This is a genomic window from Acinetobacter lwoffii, assembly GCF_024129595.1.
Lineage (GTDB): Bacteria > Pseudomonadota > Gammaproteobacteria > Pseudomonadales > Moraxellaceae > Acinetobacter > Acinetobacter lwoffii_O.
In genome coordinates, this window is record NZ_JAMXXS010000003.1 from 107,258 (window position 1) to 124,321 (window position 17,064).

13 protein-coding genes and 2 tRNA genes are annotated in these 17,064 nt (G+C 46.4%); 14 read left to right on the top strand and 1 reads right to left on the bottom strand.

Features of this window, described 5'->3' with window-relative positions; all coding sequences use genetic code 11:
- The first annotated feature begins 102 nt into the window (after window positions 1-102).
- The 4 genes from gltX to NI466_RS03040 all read left to right on the top strand — a co-directional run bounded on the left by gltX (window position 103) and on the right by NI466_RS03040 (window position 2,357).
- On the top strand, window positions 103-1,611 hold the full coding sequence (gene gltX, locus NI466_RS03025; protein ID WP_253172676.1) for a glutamate--tRNA ligase: 1,509 nt from the start codon (window positions 103-105) through the stop codon (window positions 1,609-1,611).
- A 57-nt stretch (window positions 1,612-1,668) separates the two neighbouring features.
- Window positions 1,669-1,744, top strand: a tRNA-Ala gene (locus tag NI466_RS03030).
- 38 nt (window positions 1,745-1,782) lie between these two features.
- A tRNA-Glu gene (locus tag NI466_RS03035) sits at window positions 1,783-1,858 on the top strand.
- 157 nt (window positions 1,859-2,015) lie between these two features.
- Complete coding sequence (locus NI466_RS03040) at window positions 2,016-2,357, top strand: membrane protein (protein ID WP_004281123.1); 342 nt, start codon at window positions 2,016-2,018, stop codon at window positions 2,355-2,357.
- Between the two features lie 77 nt (window positions 2,358-2,434).
- On the opposite strand, the gene ettA is transcribed toward NI466_RS03040, so the two are convergent.
- Window positions 2,435-4,096, bottom strand: a complete 1,662-nt coding sequence (gene ettA, locus NI466_RS03045; RefSeq protein ID WP_004281122.1) for an energy-dependent translational throttle protein EttA — start codon at window positions 4,094-4,096, stop codon at window positions 2,435-2,437.
- A 308-nt stretch (window positions 4,097-4,404) separates the two neighbouring features.
- On the opposite strand from ettA, the gene NI466_RS03050 reads away from it, so the two are divergent.
- The 10 genes from NI466_RS03050 to NI466_RS03095 all read left to right on the top strand — a co-directional run bounded on the left by NI466_RS03050 (window position 4,405) and on the right by NI466_RS03095 (window position 17,057).
- Window positions 4,405-5,682, top strand: coding sequence for an O-acetylhomoserine aminocarboxypropyltransferase/cysteine synthase family protein (locus NI466_RS03050; protein WP_253172678.1), 1,278 nt, complete (start codon window positions 4,405-4,407; stop codon window positions 5,680-5,682).
- Window positions 5,683-5,977: 295 nt separating this feature from the next.
- The gene (locus NI466_RS03055) at window positions 5,978-6,865 is read left to right on the top strand and encodes an SDR family NAD(P)-dependent oxidoreductase (protein ID WP_174894126.1); all 888 of its coding nucleotides are present in this window, start codon (window positions 5,978-5,980) and stop codon (window positions 6,863-6,865) included.
- 226 nt (window positions 6,866-7,091) lie between these two features.
- Window positions 7,092-7,874 carry a bifunctional phosphoribosyl-AMP cyclohydrolase/phosphoribosyl-ATP diphosphatase HisIE gene (hisIE, locus tag NI466_RS03060; protein ID WP_253172680.1) on the top strand — a complete coding sequence of 261 codons (783 nt, stop codon included), beginning with the start codon at window positions 7,092-7,094 and terminating at the stop codon, window positions 7,872-7,874.
- A gap of 15 nt (window positions 7,875-7,889) precedes the next feature.
- Window positions 7,890-9,392, top strand: a complete 1,503-nt coding sequence (locus NI466_RS03065; protein WP_253172682.1) for an AAA family ATPase — start codon at window positions 7,890-7,892, stop codon at window positions 9,390-9,392.
- Between the two features lie 41 nt (window positions 9,393-9,433).
- Window positions 9,434-10,816 (top strand): ATP-binding protein, encoded by a 1,383-nt coding sequence (locus tag NI466_RS03070; RefSeq protein ID WP_253172684.1) that lies wholly within the window; start codon window positions 9,434-9,436, stop codon window positions 10,814-10,816.
- A 435-nt stretch (window positions 10,817-11,251) separates the two neighbouring features.
- Window positions 11,252-14,089 (top strand): monovalent cation/H+ antiporter subunit A, encoded by a 2,838-nt coding sequence (locus NI466_RS03075; protein WP_253172744.1) that lies wholly within the window; start codon window positions 11,252-11,254, stop codon window positions 14,087-14,089.
- A gap of 4 nt (window positions 14,090-14,093) precedes the next feature.
- Window positions 14,094-14,459 (top strand): Na+/H+ antiporter subunit C, encoded by a 366-nt coding sequence (locus NI466_RS03080; RefSeq protein ID WP_219307513.1) that lies wholly within the window; start codon window positions 14,094-14,096, stop codon window positions 14,457-14,459.
- Complete coding sequence (locus NI466_RS03085) at window positions 14,459-16,267, top strand: monovalent cation/H+ antiporter subunit D (protein ID WP_253172686.1); 1,809 nt, start codon at window positions 14,459-14,461, stop codon at window positions 16,265-16,267. The genes NI466_RS03080 and NI466_RS03085 overlap by 1 nt, the downstream gene beginning before the upstream one ends.
- Window positions 16,267-16,785 carry a Na+/H+ antiporter subunit E gene (locus NI466_RS03090; RefSeq protein ID WP_180086795.1) on the top strand — a complete coding sequence of 173 codons (519 nt, stop codon included), beginning with the start codon at window positions 16,267-16,269 and terminating at the stop codon, window positions 16,783-16,785. Before NI466_RS03085 ends, NI466_RS03090 begins: the two co-directional genes overlap by 1 nt.
- Window positions 16,782-17,057, top strand: a complete 276-nt coding sequence (locus NI466_RS03095) for a monovalent cation/H+ antiporter subunit F (protein WP_005108490.1) — start codon at window positions 16,782-16,784, stop codon at window positions 17,055-17,057. The genes NI466_RS03090 and NI466_RS03095 overlap by 4 nt, the downstream gene beginning before the upstream one ends.
- Window positions 17,058-17,064: the final 7 nt, after the last annotated feature.

Here is a 17,064-nt window from a genome sequence, read left to right on the forward strand (position 1 = left end):
CCGGATTTAAAAGCCACATCATTCAATGTTGAATAAAGCATTAAGTGATGTGGCTTTTTCGCTATAATAGCTGCAATTTTATATCTAAGATTAGATCCGGCTATGACTGTTCGTACTCGTATTGCACCTTCTCCTACTGGTTTTCCGCATGTAGGTACTGCCTATATCGCCTTGTTTAACTTATGTTTTGCTAAACAGCATGGTGGTGAATTCATTCTTCGTATTGAAAATACTGACCAACTGCGCTCAACACCTGAATCTGAAAAAATGATCCTGGATTCATTGCGCTGGCTAGGTCTGAACTGGTCTGAAGGTCCTGATGTCGGTGGCCCGCATGCGCCGTATCGCCAGTCAGAACGTATGGATATCTATAAAAATTATGCCTTGGAACTGGTAGAGAAAGGTCATGCCTTCTACTGTTTCGCAACTGCAGAAGAACTTGATCAAATGCGTGCAGAACAGCAGGCACGTGGTGAGTCGCCACGTTATGACGGTCGCGGTCTAAATCTTTCTCAAGAAGAAGTTGAGCGTCGTTTGGCCGCTGGTGAACCACACGTCATCCGTATGAAAGTACCAACTGAAGGTGTATGTAAATTTAATGACATGCTACGCGGTGAGGTCGAGATTCCTTGGACGCAAGTAGATATGCAAATTCTACTAAAAACCGATGGCCTCCCAACCTACCATTTAGCAAACGTGGTGGATGATCATTTGATGCAAATCACCCACGTAATCCGTGGTGAAGAATGGATTCCATCTGCACCGAAACATCAGTTGTTGTATCAATATTTCGGTTGGGACATGCCGGTACTGTGCCACATGCCACTGCTGCGTAACCCGGATAAATCTAAACTGTCTAAACGTAAAAACCCGACCTCAATCAACTACTATAGAGACATCGGTGTACTACCTGAAGCCTTGTTGAACTACCTAGGTCGTATGGGCTGGTCAATGCCAGATGAAAGTGAAAAATTCACTCTGGCAGAAATGATTGAGCATTTTGATATCAAACGTGTATCACTCGGCGGTCCGATCTTTGATGTCGAGAAACTAAACTGGTTAAACGGTCAATGGATCAAGGCACTCAGCCCGGCTGAACTTCTAGACACCTTATTGGCCTGGAAAGCAGATCGTGCCAAGTTAGAAGAAATTGCAGCCGCGATTCAGCCACGTATTAACCTGCTGTCTGAAGCAGTGAACTGGTCGGCACATTACTTCAACCATTTCCCGACCCTGAGCAAAGAACAGTTTGAAAGCAAGAAACTGTCAGATGAACAGGTACGTCAAAGTCTTCAATTCGCAATTTGGCGTTTAGAAAGCCTGTTCACCTGGAATAACGACACGGTGAGCCAGACCTTGATGGACTTGGCGACTCAGATGGAAATCAAGCTACGTGATTTCATGCCTGCGTTCTTTATTGCGATCGCTGGTTCGACTGCGTCTACACCAGTGATGCAAACGATGGTGACCATTGGTCCGGATTTAACCTTTGCACGTTTACGTCATGCGCTGGAAATTGTCGGTGGTCCAAGCAAAAAAGAGCTGAAAGTTTGGGAAAAACTTAATGAAAGCTTAAAATTGCCGAAAAATGAAGCGGTTGATCAAGCTTAATTAATTTTTGTGTTGACGTGTGAGCGCGATATCCCTAATATAGCGCTCACACAGACTGGGGTCATAGCTCAGTTGGTAGAGCGCTACAATGGCATTGTAGAGGTCAGGAGTTCGATCCTCCTTGACTCCACCAAATCAAGTCTTGCTTTAGCTGTGTTATTTGCCTCAATTGTCCCTATCGTCTAGAGGCCTAGGACATCGCCCTTTCACGGCGGTAACCGGGGTTCGAATCCCCGTAGGGACGCCATATTCAAGATCATCGTAATATATTATGGTGATCTTATAAAAAACCCAAGCATTGCGACTTGGGTTTTTTATTGCCTGTATATTTTATGTTGGGCAATATTTCGGTTTCTTCGCATCTTCCGATAAAATAATCAGTAATTTAGAATTTTGGAGTTGTAATGCAATATCGTTGCCCTAAGTGTCAAAGCCCGAAAATCATGCCAGTGGCCCAGCCAGGTCAAGCAGCTCCACGTCCAGTGGTTCCTAAAAGCTTAATGTTTCTGGTCCCTGCCCTGTTCCTGTTATTATTATTGGTCATTATTAGCATCGCGATGTGGATTTTTGGCGATGGTGCAGGTACCACTTTACAGACTGCGACTGTGATCGTCTTTATTCTTTCTTTGATCGCAGGTTTTATGTTCTATAAAGATCTACCTGATTTTAAAATTTCAATGCAGGCATTCATGCAAACACAAAAGAAATGGAAATGCCGTGAATGTAATCATGAGTGGGAAATCTAATTTACCCTCCACCATATAATAAACATAAAAAAACCAGCCCTGAGGCTGGTTTTTTTATTTACAAAAGTCGGAGATGATTAAACACCGATTTTGCGATATTTTTGACGCTTCGCGACAAGATCATCACCATCACGCTTACGGCGATATTCTTCAAACTCAGCATAGTTACCAGTGAAGAATTCAGGGGTTTCACCTTCAAATGACAAGATGTGCGTTGCAATACGATCCAGGAACCAACGGTCATGCGAGATCACCATCACAGTACCCGGGAATACCAGAATGGCATCCTCAAGTGCACGCAAGGTTTCGATGTCCAAGTCGTTCGATGGTTCATCCAGCAAGATCACGTTTGCACCCATTTGCAGGATTTTCGCAAGTTGTAAACGGTTACGCTCACCACCTGACAATTGACCTACGCGCTTTTGCTGATCTTGGCCTTTAAAGTTAAAGCGACCGATATACGCACGAGATGCGATTTCGTAATCACCAATCTTCAAGATATCTAAACCACCAGACACTTCTTCCCAGACAGTTTTGTTGTTATCTAAGGTGTCACGGATCTGACCGACATAAGCCACTTTAACCGATTCACCCAGCGTTACCGTACCGGTATCTGGTTGCTGTTCGCCAGTCATCATACGGAATAGCGTGGTTTTACCTGCACCGTTCTCACCCACGATACCCACAATGGCAGCAGGTGGTACTGTGAACGTTAAATCTTTGTACAGTAAGCGATCACCAAACGATTTGCTGATGCCTTCAACTTCTACAACCTTGTTGCCCAGACGTGGACCAGGTGGAATGTAGATTTCAGAGGTTTCGTTACGCTGCTGGAATTCGCGTGAGTTAAGCTCTTCAAAACGCTCCATACGCGCTTTGTTTTTCTTTTGCTGACCTTTGGCATTTGAACGAACCCATTCAAGTTCTTTTTTCAATGCTTTAGCAAAAGATTCTTCCTGCTTGTTCTCTTGTTCTAAACGAGCATTTTTCTGCTCAAGCCAAGAAGAATAGTTACCTTGATACGGAATACCCATACCACGGTCAAGCTCCAGAATCCATTCAGCAACGTTATCCAGGAAGTAACGGTCATGCGTAATCGCAACAATCGTACCCGGGAAGTCTTTCAAGAAACGTTCCAACCAAGATACAGATGAAGCATCTAAATGGTTCGTCGGTTCGTCTAGAAGCAACATGTCTGGTTTAGACAGAAGTAAGCGGCAAAGTGCCACACGACGACGTTCACCACCTGAAAGCTTAGATACGTCTGCATCCCAGGCAGGCAAGTTCAATGCTGCAGCCGCTTGATCCATCTGGTTGGCAAGGTTATGCGCATCCCAGGTCTGGATAATTGCTTCAAGCTTCTCTTGCTCTTTCGCAAGTGCATCGAAATCTGCATCTTCTGCTGCATATTCAGCAAAGACTTCATCCAGACGCGCTAAAGCATCAAGCGGTTCACGCAAACCATCTTCGACGTTACCACGAACGTCTTTGGTTTCATCTAAAGGTGGTTCTTGCTCCAGATAACCGATTTTTGTACCCGGTTGCGCACGTGCCTCACCAGAGAAATCTTTATCTACGCCCGCCATAATACGAAGCAAGGTAGATTTACCTGCACCGTTTAAACCAAGCACACCAATTTTAGCACCTGGGAAAAATGATAAGGAGATGTCTTTCAGGATTTCGCGCTTAGGCGGAACCATCTTCGACACTCGGTTCATCGTGTAAATATATTGGGCCACGTAGGACTCCTCAACTGAAAAACCAAATGGGGTTAAAACAACCACCCCAGCTCAAAAATGAGCGAAAAAATAATCGGCTATTATACGCAGAAAGCTGCGAAAACATAAGCCATTGCCATGAACTTCAATGCATTGTTACAAGTTTGTTGCTGATGTTTTTTTAAACAGTTGTTTTCAGTAAAATAAATGACTCAAATCCAAGTTGATATATGAATATTTCATATATTTATTTCAATAAAATTGCACTTTTACTCATATGTGAAAATACTACACTCAAGCCATAAACTTAAACAAGAAGATCAAACAGAATGACTTATAAAGCAGAAACCCTTGCGATTCATGCAGGTTATACCCCTGAAGCAACCACCAAAGCTGTGGCAGTGCCGATTTACCAAACCACGTCTTATGCCTTTGACAATACTCAACATGGGGCCGATCTCTTTGATTTAAAGGTTCAGGGCAATATCTATACCCGAATTATGAACCCGACCACTGCGGTTCTGGAACAACGTGTTGCAGCACTGGAAGGTGGAATTGGCGCGCTGGCTTTGGCCTCTGGCATGGCCGCGATTACCTATGCCATTCAGACCATTGCTGAAGCCGGTGACAACATTGCTTCTGTGTCAACACTGTATGGGGGTACCTATAACCTGTTTGCCCATACCCTGCCAAAACAGGGCATTGAAGTCCGTTTCTTTGATTATGAAAAGCCGGAAAGTCTGCGCCAGCTGATTGACGAAAAAACCAAACTGGTTTTTGTGGAATCGATTGGTAACCCACTGGGTAATATTATTGATCTGGAAGCGATTGCTAAAATTGCGCACGAATATAGCGTGCCGGTCATTGTCGACAATACCGTTGCCACCCCAGTACTACAAAAATCTTTCGACTTTGGTGCAGATATTGTGGTGCATTCCCTGACCAAATATATCGGTGGTCATGGCAATTCAATTGGCGGCATCATTGTGGATAGCGGTAAATTCCCTTGGGGTAAATATCCTAAACGTTTCCCTGCCCTGAATACGCCTGATCCAAGCTACCATGGCGTGAACTATGTCGAAGTTTTGGGGGAAGCAGCATATATCGCACGTGCGCGTGTAGTGCCACTGCGTAATACCGGCGCTGCGATCAGTCCGCAGAATGTGTTTTTGATTCTGCAAGGTCTGGAAACTTTAAGCTTGCGTATGGAACGTCATACCGAAAATGCACTGAAAGTCGCTGAATATCTGCAAAAACATCCTAAAGTGAAATGGGTCAATTACGCCGGCCTGAAAGATCACCCACAGCATGCCTTGGCACAGAAATATGTGAAAGGTAAACCTTCTGCCATTCTGACCTTTGGGGTAGAACATGGTCTCGAAGGCGGCACACGTTTTATTGATGCCCTGCAATTGTTCACCCGTCTGGTCAATATCGGCGACGCTAAAAGTCTGGCCTGCCATCCGGCGACTACTACGCATCGTCAGCTCAATGCCGAAGAGTTAAAATCGGCAGGCGTCAGTGAGGATATGGTGCGTTTATCCATTGGGATTGAACATAGTGATGACCTGATTGCCGATCTAGAACAGGCGCTGGCGGCCGTTTAAAAAGGTGCCCGAGCCGCTTCGAAACCTCATCATTTTGGTGAGGTTTTTTTATTTATTTTTTAAAACAGCCACTTGCTTTGCTTTTTATTTTCATGTTAAAAGTTAAATGAAAGATTGAACACAAATAGAGCAATTACTCTAATTTTTATTTTAATTTCAATAGTTTAATTTATAGATTTTCTTGAAGAATTGGTTATCATATCTGGACTCACCTTCGCTCTCATCTTCTGTTAGAGCGCTATAGATCTTTAATAAAAATAATTTGAACGCTGACTTCAAATTAGGGATAACAAACGTGAAAACTAGACTACACAAACAACTGGAAAAACGTGTTGCAGGTAAAACCGTCCTGATTACCGGTGCATCCAGCGGTATTGGTTTAACGACAGCACATCAACTGGCTGATGCAGGTGCCCATGTTTTACTGGTAGCCCGTACTCAGGAAACCCTAGAACAAGTAAAATCAGAAATTGAAGCTAAAGGCGGCAAAGCCTCAATCTTTCCATGTGATTTAAACAATATGGAAGCAATTGATGAAGTTTCCAAACAGATTATTGCCTCAGTCGATCATATTGATATTCTGATCAATAATGCAGGTCGTTCGATTCGCCGTGCGGTACACGAGTCAGTAGATCGTTTTCATGATTTTGAACGGACCATGCAGCTGAACTATTTCGGCGCGGTGCGTCTGGTGATGAATATCCTGCCGCAAATGATGATTCGTCGTGCAGGTCACATTATTAACATCAGTTCGATTGGCGTACTGGCCAATGCCACCCGTTTTTCAGCCTATGTCGCTTCAAAAGCTGCGCTGGATGCCTTTAGCCGCTGCCTGTCTGCAGAAGTGCATTCGCATAAAATCGCAATCACATCGATCTATATGCCTTTGGTGCGCACTCCAATGATTGCGCCAACTAAAATTTATAAATATGTCCCAACGCTTTCTCCGGAACAGGCGGCTGACTTGATTGCCTATGCGATTGTGAAACGTCCGAAGAAAGTGGCCACCGGTTTGGGCCGCCTGGCTTCCATTACCTATTCAATTGCACCGGATATCAACAATGTCTTGATGTCGATTGGCTATAACCTGTTCCCAAGTTCAAGTGCCTCTGTGGGGCAACCACAAAAACTGAACCTGGTACAAAAAGCATATGCACGTCTGTTCCCGGGCGAACACTGGTAATTGTTCCTACGGATAATTTAATGGAAATACGAGCCGCCGACAGGGCGGCTTTTCTATGTCTCAGTTTTGCAAGATCTGGACTAAAGTAGACTGATTTAAAAAACCACGACACAGCCTGTCCTTATCAACACAGATTTTTGCCGCAAATGCTGCGAGATCACGTACACTATCAGCGGATATTTCCTATCCGTATTTTTATATTTTGATTGAAATGATGGAAACCCTTATGAACAACACGCAATGGCTCGATGAAGTAAAATTTAACGAACAAGGATTAGTTCCTGCCATTGCCCAGCATCATCAAACTGGACGTGTGTTGATGGTGGCCTGGATGAACCGTGAAGCCATGGCTTTAACTGCCGAAAAAAATCAGGCAGTGTATTTCTCCCGTTCACGCAACAAATTATGGCATAAGGGCGAAGAATCAGGACATTTTCAGACCGTACATGAAATTCGTCTGGACTGTGATGCTGACGTGATTATTTTACAGATTGAACAGCATGGTGGCATTGCTTGTCATACCGGCCGTGAGTCATGTTTCTATCGCAAGCTCACGCCAAATGGCTGGGAAATTGTCGATGCACAGTTGAAAGATCCATCTGCGATTTATGGCGAAAAATCCACGAATCCGCATACGCTGGCGATGGAAGCGTCAACTGCCCAATCTGAACAGGTCGAAGTCCTGTCTTATCTGGGCCAGATGATGGCAGAACGCAAACAGGCCGATCCGGACTCCTCTTATGTGGCCAAGCTGTATCATAAAGGCCTGAACAAGATTCTGGAAAAAGTCGGCGAAGAAAGCTTTGAAACTGTACTGGCAGCCAAAGACTTTGACCAGAATGCTTCGGCAGACCATAAAAATGATCTGATCTATGAAGTGGCAGATCTTTGGTTCCATACTATCGTCATGCTCGGCTATTTCGACTTGGATGTGCAATTGGTACTCAATGAACTGGCTCGTCGCCAAGGCTTGTCCGGCCTGGTTGAAAAAGCCAACCGTCAGTATTAAGCCTTGAATTCATCTGTGTCTGATTTAAAAAAACCGACCGCGACCTATGAGCAGGCCACTGCCATTGATAACGCACGTCTGGGCAAATCCTTTAAAGTGATTGCCTATGCCGGCACAGGTAAAACGACTACCTTGCAAATGATCAGTGATGCCATGCCGCAAAGACGTGGCATATATCTGGCTTTTAACAAGGCCATTGCCAGTGAAGCGCAGGCCAAGTTTCACCGTGGCGTAGATTGCCGCACATTCCACTCGCTGGCATTTCGCAGTGTTCCACGTGGAGTGACCGACAAGCTGCGTCTGCCACGCTTGAGTCCGAGTTTTATTGCCAAAGAGTACCGGCTTGAACCGATGACCATGCGCCGCATGATGGGTGGACGTTATGAGAAATATGTCTTGATGCCTTCGCGTCTGGCGAGTTTAGTCGCCAATGCTGTCGGTTATTTCTGCTCGACCAGTTCGCAATACCCTGCTCCGCGGCATATTCAGGCGCCGAGCTGGTTGCATCCGGATGATATCGAGACTTTGCAGCAGAAGCTTTATCCGGCAGTCGAACGGCGCTGGCTAGAGTCGATTGATCCCAATCATCAGGCAGGCATTGGTCATGACATTTACCTGAAACTCTGGGCACTGTCCGAGCCGAATATCCCGGCCGATTATGTGATGTTCGATGAAGCCCAAGATGCCGATCCCTTAATGCTGGGGATTCTACTGAAACAGCGCAGCACCCAGGTGATTTATGTCGGTGATGCCCATCAGCAAATTTATGCCTGGCGTGGTGCAGTCAATGCCATGCAGCAACTGCCCTTACCAGAATCACGTCTGACCACCTCATTTCGTTTCGGTCCTGAAATTGCCCTGAATGCCAATGCCATTTTAGGTGCCCTCAATGAGACCGTACCTTTGCTTGGCAATCCGCTATTAGACTCTAAGGTCATGAATAAACCGCATACCAAAATGCGTGATGCAATTTTATGCCGAACCAATGCCCGCGCCATGGAATTGTTATTAGCGGGTTTAGTTCGTGGTGATAAAGTCAGCCTGCAAGCCGACCATGTCAAACTGAATCGTTTTGTCGATGCGGCTGCCATGCTGAAACAGGGTAAACGTGTGGTTGATGTGCCGGAACTGGCCTGGTTTAACTCCTGGCATGATGTCCATGAATACTGTGAAACCAATGAAGGCAGTGACATCAAGCCACTGGTCAAACTGGTGGACGAACATGGCACCGATCCGTTGAAAAAAGCTCTGGCTAAAATCACCCCAATTGCCCAGGCCGACTATATTATTTCCACGGCGCACAAGGCCAAAGGTCTGGAATGGGATCAGGTTCATATTGAAGATGACTATCAGTTTAAGCTGAATGAAAAAGACCATAAAATTAGTGATGAAGAATTAAGATTACTTTACGTAGCCTGTACACGTGCTAAAGTGAGTTTAAATATTCATCACATTTATGACCTGATTCAGCAACTGAAGATCAAAATGCCACAGTCGCTTCGGCAGGCAGTCGGTTAAAGTGCATGGCATGGATGTAAACCTCATAGGACAGGTGATCTATGCACATCCAAGCGTTTCAACTGAAACACACACTGCATTTTTCCGACATTCAGCTTCAGTTTAATTATCCGCAATGCCCGGTCACCTTGATTCTGGGCAATCAGGGAACTGGCAAAACTACGCTTTTACGTTTTAGCTATCAGGCACTGACCTGGTTTGCAGCCCGTTATCGCGACAGCCGTGCTGCCGGTCTTGTGATGCAAGATCAGGACATCATGCAAAACCGGCTGCAATCCAAAATCGATATCCGGATTGGTTTTCCTGAAGAGATGGGCAGCTTGCCAGAATCCAGTCAGTCTGAGCCTGCGAACCTACAAAGCTGTTCATGGCAAATCTACAAGACCCTAAACAGTCAGGGTCTGGGTTTTAGCAAAGCAGAAACCTCACAGCTTGAAAGCATGCTCAGCCTGTATCACAAAGCCCGCTTGCACGATCCCCTGCTCGGTTTGCCGCTAATTGCCTATTATCCTGCTGAACGCTTTACCAATGAAGTCAATCTGCTCAGCAAAAATAACCCGGCCATTCTCCAGTCCGCACATGCTTATGAAATAGCTGCGATTCCTTTCACCACCTTTGCCCGTTTTTTTGAATGGTTTCGTGAAATCAGTGATATTGAAAATGCGCAAAGTGCCAAGGTTATGAACCAGATTTTGGCGCGTGCCTTGCAGCAGCCTGAAAACAGTCGCGGAGATGAACTGGCCCGGCAGATCGAGAAAGCCCAGGCACATCTGCATGCACCGAATCTCACCGCTTTAAAACAGGCCCTGTCGCTGATCCTGCCAGAAGTCAGCCAGATATATTTAAAATACCAGCCCAAGCTGCAACTGATGGTGACCTATCAGCAACAGACCTTTAGCTTCCAGCAACTGCCCAACAGTATCCGCAACTGGATTGCACTGGTGGGTGACATTGTACGGCGGCTTTGTCTGTTGAATACCAACAGTTTATTCCCGTGTCAGGAAGGTACAGGCGTTTTGTTGATTGATGCAATTGATCATCAACTGGATCAGGAGATGGCAGCAGTGATCCTGTCACGCCTGCATCAGGCTTTTCCTAACTTGCAGATTATTGCGACCGGCAACCGGCCTGAATTACTGGAACAGGCGCAAGGCTTTCAATGTCTGAAACTGGAAAATAAACAGCTGCACCCCATTCATCTTGAAAGTATGAAAACCCAGTTTGATCAGATCTACGCAGAGCTGGAATTGCAGCGAAATAAAGATATCTCGCCTGAAGATACTTTACTGGAAACGGTCACCGAACCCGTCACACCGCTTGCAGTATTGCAAATGATTCAGCAACAGTTAAATCCCGAACAACAGCAGGAACTGCTGGCCCTACTTACTCAGGAGTACCATCCGACGCTACCTCAGTCGCTCTAAACAGATTCAAAAAATAAGCACGATTGTTTGAGTCAATAAGGGAGCCTTTTCCAGCATTCTGTTTTGCTAGGATTGAACTGTTTTGAGTCAAATTTACAATCAATGCCTGCAATTTAATCTTAATTTTCGGTCACTTCTAGATGATCTGTTTAAGCATGCAGCGCCTGTTAAAACCGAGCCGGCGTATAATTTATAAGTTCTACATAAAAACGTTGATGTTGTTGTTATCCTGTAATATGATCGGTTTTATTTGCGAATTTCATTGTAAAATCGGAATTTGCTATCGTTTATAAGTTGCGCAATACAACTGTTTTATATTCTTTTTGAATATTCTTTTGGCTTTCAAGGTTGAGAAGTTTGGGTCGCTCCTTGTGGTCCTGTAGTCCTTGAAAGATAAAGATTCACCTTAGGTTGGTCAAAACCTAAATCATGACAATGGATACGAGTGTGCTGCCGATTATTATATTGTTACCGTTAGTATTAGGCACAACCCTTGTCTCGTGGCTGAAGCAATTTTCGCGCGGGGTAACGGCTTTAGGGGCAATTGGTGTCAGCCTCAGCAGTTTCTTATTATTATTGAGTCAGGCGCCTGCCATCTTTGATGGTGCAGTGATGACCCAGACCTGGTCCTGGCTGCCCCAGCTCGGCATTGATTTCAGTTTTCGCCTGGATTCTCTGGGATTGCTGTTTGCCTTGCTGATCAGCGGAATTGGCACCCTGATTTATATTTATGCCTATTATTATCTCAATCCAAAAAATTCACTGAGCAAACTGTATCTCCTGCTGATGCTGTTTATGGCGGCGATGCTCGGAATTTCATTGTCGAATAACCTGATTATCTTATTGGTTTTCTGGGAACTGACCAGTATTTCATCCTTCTTGCTGGTAGGTTACTGGAGCAATTACGAAGCGGCGCAACGTGGTTCGCGTATGGCTCTGACCATTACCGGAATGGGTGGTCTGGCGATGCTGGGCGGTTTTGTCCTGCTCGGTCAAATCACCGGCACTTATCAGCTTGACCAAATCCTGATGATGACTGAACAGATTCAGTCCCATCATTTATTTGTTCCAACCTTGTTGCTGATTTTACTCGGCGCCTTTACCAAAAGTGCGCAGTTCCCGTTTCACTTCTGGTTGCCCAATGCCATGGCTGCACCGACACCGGTCTCTGCCTATTTGCACTCGGCCACCATGGTCAAAGCCGGTTTATTCCTGGTAGCACGTTTGCTCCCGATCTTTGCCGGTGCTGCACTGTTTCATAATATTGTGACCTTTGTTGGTCTGTTTACCCTGTGCATGGCCGCCTTCTTTGCCATTTTTAAGGAAGACCTGAAAGGCTTGCTCGCCTATTCCACCATCAGCCATTTAGGTCTGATCATGTGTCTGCTCGGGATTGGTTCACCATTGGCTGTTGCAGCAGCGATTTTCCATATTATTAACCATGCCACCTTTAAAGCGGCACTGTTTATGATTGCCGGCATCATCGATCATGAATCCGGGACTCGTGACTTACGTAAACTGTCTGGCCTATGGCAATTACTGCCATTTACCGCCACGCTGACCATGATCACGGCAGCATCCATGGCGGGTGTACCGTTGACCAATGGTTTCCTGTCTAAGGAAATGTTCTTTACCGAACTGGTCGCCAGTTTAAGTGGTCCACTTATGGTCGGCTCTGCTATTGTCGCGACACTGGCCGGGATTTTTGCGGTGGCTTATTCCATTCGACTGGTGCATGGAGTCTTTTTCGATGGTCCGCTAGGCAAGCAGGTCCCGAATAAAGATGCACATGAACCTGCCTTTGGTATGCGCGCACCGGCCACTTTGTTAGCAATTTTATGTATTTTAGTCGGTCTATTACCGGCTCTTCTGGTGGAAAAAATTGTCAACAGCACTACTCAAGCCACCACCCAGAATTTTGCCTTTGAAGGCACTCATCTGGCGCTTTGGCATGGTTTCAACCTGCCCCTTCTGATGAGTGTGATTTCTCTGCTCGGCGGAACAATCTTTTACTTTTCTCTCGCCAAAGGTGGCGTCTTACGTGAAATCGACTTGGATCCAAAACTGGGTCGCTTACAGGGCCGGGTGCTGTTCGATCTATTTTTGAAAAATTTGCTGCTGAATTCACGTCGTTTCCGCCGTTCCACTGAAAATGGCAAATTACAAAGCTATTTATTGTGGATTGTAATTTTTACCGTCGGGCTGGTGGGGTTCCCATTACTCAGCAATGCGGTGGGTACAGGTACGCGCGAGCTGACCCATGCTCCTGCCCTGGCGATTATCCTGTGGTTACTGCTGTTCTCTTCCTGCTGGATGCTGTTGTGGTTCCATCATGAGCGGATTAAAGCGGTACTCATTAGCGGTGCAGTCGGCCTGGTCGTCACCATGGTCTTTATCGGCTTCTCGGCGCCCGATCTGGCATTGACCCAGATTACGGTCGATGTGGTCACCACGGTTCTACTACTGATGAGTTTATCTTTACTGCCTCAGTTAACACCGTATGAATCGAGTCCGACCCGTCGCTGGCGTGATGCCATTATTGCCTTGGGCGGCGGTCTCGGGATTGCGGCAATTGCCTGGCTGATCATGACCCGTGATCACAATTCCATTTCATGGTTCTTCCTGCAACAGTCGATTCCACTGGGCGGCGGAACCAATGTCGTGAATGTAATTCTGGTCGATTTCCGTGGTTTCGATACCTTCGGCGAAATTACTGTACTCGGCATTGCCGCGATTGGTGTACTCAGCCTGATGGATGGCATGCGTGCGCATGGCACCACCATGACTCAGGGCCTGACCTATCGTTTTAACCCATCCCCGCTGATGTTACGTATTACCGCATCCTGGATTTTGCCGGTCGCGCTGGTAGTCAGCCTGTATATCTTTATGCGGGGCCATAACCTGCCGGGCGGTGGATTCATTGCCGGACTGGTGACGTCACTGGCACTCATTATTCAATATATCGCAGTGGGACAGGACAAAACCGAACAGTTGCTGGGTGCTAAATCCGGTCGCCTGTATGAAATCTGGATCGGGATCGGTTTAACGATTGCCGGTTTGACTGGAGTCGCGGCCTGGTTCTGGTCACGTCCATTCCTGACCAGTGCACATATTTATGTCTCTCCGCCCATCATTGGAGAAATGCATCTGGCTTCGGCTGCACTATTCGATGTCGGCGTCTATGTCACTGTCGTCGGTGCCACCATGCTGATGATTTCGGTCTTAGGCGATTCACGTCACTCCAGCATGTCTGGCCCAGTACCAAGAGGATAATAGAATGATCAGTTTAGAATTTTTATTAGCCTCCGCGATTGGTCTGCTGACAGCTACAGGCATTTATCTGATCCTGCGTGCCCGTACCTTCCCGGTGGTATTGGGCTTGGCCATGATTGGTTATGCGGTCAACCTGTTTTTATTTGCCATGGGCCGGATTCAGATGAATTCGCCTGCAGTATTAACCGAAGCTTCGAATGTGACCGACCCTCTTCCTCAGGCACTGGTGCTGACGGCCATCGTGATTGGCTTTGCCACCACTGCCTTTATTGTCCAACTGGCACTGCGTAGCCGCTACGAATCAGGAACAGACCACGTTGACTCAAAAGAAGATATTCCCCAGATTGATCCACGTGAGGATGAGCCTTAATGACTGATCTTCTCAATTTCTGGACTCAACATACTCCTATTTTCAGCATTCTTTTGCCGGCCTTTACCGCTTTTGCCTTGGTACTTTTGGGAAATCCGGGTGCAGGCTCTCTGATCACGGACTGGCGTCAACCCTGGCGTCGTGGTATCAGCCATCTCTCGGGAATCTTGGGCCTGATCATTGCCGTTAGCTATCTGATAAACAGCAGCGAGGGCCAAATCAGCGTATACACCCTCAGCGAATGGGCAGCACCATTCGGGATCGTGCTGGTCCTGGATCAGCTCTCGGCCATGATGCTGGTGTTGACCTATGCGCTCGCCTTGCCTGTGGTCTGGTATGCCAGCAAAGAATGGGACTTACGCGGCCGTTATTTCCATGCCATGGTGCATTTCCTGCTGATGGGTCTGACTGGTGCATTCCTAACCGGTGACTTGTTTAACCTGTTTGTGTTCTTTGAAATTTTGCTGATGGCGTCTTATGTACTGCTGTTGCATGGACAAGGCAAGGCACGTTTTCAGCTGGGAATTCATTATGTCACCATTAACCTGCTGGCATCTGCGCTATTCCTGATTGGACTCGGGATGATTTATGGCAGTGTCGGTAGCCTGAATATGGCCGATGTGGCCCGTTTGATGCCAACACTTGCAGAAGATCAGCATAAACTGGCCGTTGCCGGTGGCTTGATGCTCTTCGTGGTGTTTGGAATCAAAGCAGCAATGCTGCCGGTGGGTTTCTGGTTACCCAAAACCTATGCGGTGGCCACGACTCCTGTAGCAGCGCTCTTTACTATCATGACTAAAGTCGGGATTTATGCAATTTTGCGTATCAACGGCACGGTTTTTGATGATGAATATAGCCATCAGATTCTGATGAACTGTCTGCTGGTGATTGGTCTGGTCACATCCGTCTATGGGGTAATCTGTGCAATTGGCACCGAACGTCTGCGCCGTTTTGTCGGTTTTATGGTGCTGTCTTCAGTCGGAACGATTCTGGTGGCCATTGGCCTGAATAATACTACAGCCTGGGCGGGTGCGCTGTATTATCTGGTACACAGTACCCTGATTGCGGCCGCATTTTATATTCTGTCGGGCTGGATTACCTCGCAGCGCGGTGAATTTAAAGATCATTTTAAAATCGCCCCACTGATGAAACAGAATAAGCTAGTTTCGATTGTCTATTTCATCATCGCCTTGATGATGGCAGGCCTGCCACCGTTTAGTGGATTTTTCGGTAAAGTCTTTATTTTGCAGGCTTCTGCTAATTCAGATTATCAGATGATTATTATCCTGACCATTTTGCTGGTAAGTTTTCTCAGTATTCTGGCTTTTACCCGGGTCGGTTTTATCCTGTTCTGGCGTTCGAGCAGACCTGAAGATGATCTTGATTCTGAAGAGTTTCATAAATATGAAGCCCTACCGAGTAAAGCACCGGCACGCAATGACCGGGTGATTTATATATTGCTTGTGAGCTTAACCGCCTACGTGGTGTTTGCCGGACCGATTTATCAATATAATTATCAGACTGCGGAACAGATCAAAAACAATTCGGTCTATGAAGCCGCGCTGTTAAAACCGGATGCAGAAGGTCAGTTTATTAGCGTCCAGCCATTCGATCCGAAGTATTTGCCAGAAACCAAATATGGTGGTGAGGTGATAGATCCTAATGCGCATCTGATTCCTTATGTAATTTCAGAAGCGACCTTGAAGGGTGAACATATTTCTGAATTCAAGCAACGCCAGATTGACCAGCAGCACATTGAACAGACCGAATATGATGATAATCAACTTAAACCGGCGGAGGGACCTTAATGGCTGAATCATTATTTCAACGCTGGTTCCCGCATCCGCTGGTTTCTGTGATTGTAGGACTGAGCTGGGTTTTACTGGCACACAGCCTGGACGCTGGAACCCTGCTGATGGCCTTGCTACTCGCGGTGATCATTCCACGTATGGTCGAACCCTTTATTGACTATACCCCTAATATCCAGTGGACTCCTGCCCTGCACCTGTTCTTTGTCGTAGTTTGGGATATTGTAGTAGCCAATATCAAAGTCGCAAAACTGGTGCTAGGATCGACGAAGAATCTGCATCCAAAATGGTTCCGAGTGCCTTTAGACACCGAACATGAAGAAGTCAACACCTTGCTGGCGATGATTATTACCACCACACCGGGCACGGTATCTGCAGGGATTGACCAGGATCGTGGTGATATTCTGGTGCATGCCTTAAGCACAGATGATGAAGCGGCCGAAATCGAGCTAATTAAGCAGCGCTATGAACGCCCGCTCATTGAGATTTTTAATGCACGATCAGGAGAAAAAGCATGACGATTCTACCTTATGCATTATTGATTTGTCTGGGTGCGGTCACCATCTCCATGTTACTGTGTCTGATCCGTCTGATTACCGGTCCCTCTATTGTTGACCGCCTGTTGGCACTGGACACCCTGTTTCTGAATGCCACCTGCCTGGTGGTGATTTTAGGCATTTACTGGAGCAGCACCTTTCTGTTTGAAGGCGCTCTCTTGGTCGCGATGCTAGGCTTTGTCTCTACCGCAGCCTTGGCGCGTTATTTTACCACTGGCCATGTCATCGACTAGGAGTTTT